Origin of the sequence: Bradyrhizobium sp. SZCCT0231 (assembly GCF_018130245.1) — a bacterium.
Classification (GTDB): domain Bacteria; phylum Pseudomonadota; class Alphaproteobacteria; order Rhizobiales; family Xanthobacteraceae; genus Bradyrhizobium; species Bradyrhizobium japonicum_F.
On sequence record NZ_JAFCKP010000040.1, the window covers coordinates 1 to 1,685 of the forward strand.

1 protein-coding gene is annotated in these 1,685 nt (G+C 65.3%); it reads left to right on the plus strand.

Annotated elements, in window-relative coordinates:
- Positions 1 to 230 precede the first annotated feature (230 nt).
- Positions 231 to 1,484 carry an IS110 family RNA-guided transposase gene (locus JQ566_RS34410; protein ID WP_212380677.1) on the plus strand — a complete coding sequence of 418 codons (1,254 nt, stop codon included), beginning with the start codon at positions 231 to 233 and terminating at the stop codon, positions 1,482 to 1,484.
- The last annotated feature ends 201 nt before the right edge of the window (positions 1,485 to 1,685 follow it).

Genomic DNA, 1,685 nt, shown 5'->3' on the forward strand with positions numbered 1-1,685 from the left:
CCCACCCTGTACCCTTGTGGGGGTCGTGGCGGCCTTTGGATGTAGACTGGCCGTCCGGGCCGATCCGCCGGGAGCAGCCTTGTCCACCTGTGCCTTGAGCACCGACGTAGGAACCGCGCCCCGGCGGAGCGACCGCGATCGAGATCCAGTAGAAGGTCGCGCCAAGAGCGCCGGTACAGGGACTGATCAGGATCGTGGTGGCCCGCCTTGCGAGCGAGGAGGTCCCAACAATGATCGAAGATGTACGCTGGTTCGCCGGGATCGACTGGGCGACGCGGAGCCATAGCGTTTGCCTGCTGGATGCCGAGGGAAGACAGGTTGCGCAGCACGCGTTCGACCATGGCGGCGCCGGGCTGACGGAGTTGCGTGACTGGCTGCTGGAGAAGACCAAGGCCGCACCGGGAGAGATCGCCGTGGCCATCGAGATGCCGCACGGCCCGGTGGTGGAGATGTTGCTCGAGCACGGGTTCGTGGTGTTTGCCATCAATCCCAAGCAACTCGATCGCTTCCGCGATCGCTTCACGGTGGCCGGTGCCAAGGACGACCGCCGCGATGCTCATGTGCTCGGCGCCTCGCTGCGCACGGACCGTGCGGCTTTCCGCCGGCTTGTGGCCGACGATGCGGCGATGATTGAGCTACGCGAGTGGTCGCGCCTGGCGGACGAACTGCAGCAGGAACGCACGCGTCTTGCCAACCGGTTGCGCCAGCAGTTGTGGCGATATTATCCCCAGACCACCAAGTTGACCGACGATGTCGCCGACGAATGGTTCCTGGCGCTTTGGGAGAAGGTGCCGACCCCCGCCAGTGCGGTCAAAGCCAGCGAGAAGGCCATCGCAGCTGTTCTGAGGGACTATCGTATCCGCCGCCTCAATGCGGCGACCGTGCTCGGGACTTTGCGCGAGGCACCGCTGTTCGTGGCCCCCGGCACGACGGAGGCCGCCTGCGCTCACATCCGCAGCCTTGCGGCACGTCTGCACCTGGTCAATCGGCAGATCAAGGAGGCTCATCAGAACCTGGACCGGCTATGTGCCGAGCTCGAAGGAGAGGAGCATCCGTCGGGGCAGAGCGCGGAGCAGTGCGACGTGACGATCCTGCGCTCCTGGCCAGGAATCGGCAGGATCAATCTCGCCACACTGCTCGCCGAGGCCGCAGAGCCCCTGCGCAGACGAGATTACCATGCCCTGCGCGCTTTGGCAGGGGCTGCGCCGGTGACGCGGCAAAGCGGCAAGCAGCGTTTCGTGATCCGTCGCCTCGCCTGCAACAGGCGCTTGCAGAGCGCGCTCCATCACTGGTCGCGTGTCGCCATCCAACACGATGCGGCCAGCAGGCGACGGTATGACGCCTTGCGCAGAAAAGGACACGGCCACGCGCGTGCTCTGCGCAGCGTGGGAGACCGCTTGCTTTTTGCCCTGTGCACGACGCTCAAGCGACAGATCCCATACGACGCGGACCCTAACGGCACAATCACCTCCGCGAACGGGTGAGCCCCATTCCTTTGTTCGGCCGGGCGACCATTCCTTCGTCCCGACCTGCCGATCGCCAGAGCGCCGCGCGCAGATGCTGTCCAGGATGCCGAAGGCACCGGCAAAGCCGGCGCGCAGCGTCCTGGACTGCATCGAGCACGGCGCTACGATATTGCCCTATTCAAGGACGCCTATTCCCCTTGACCAAGGGTAGGAGGTCCT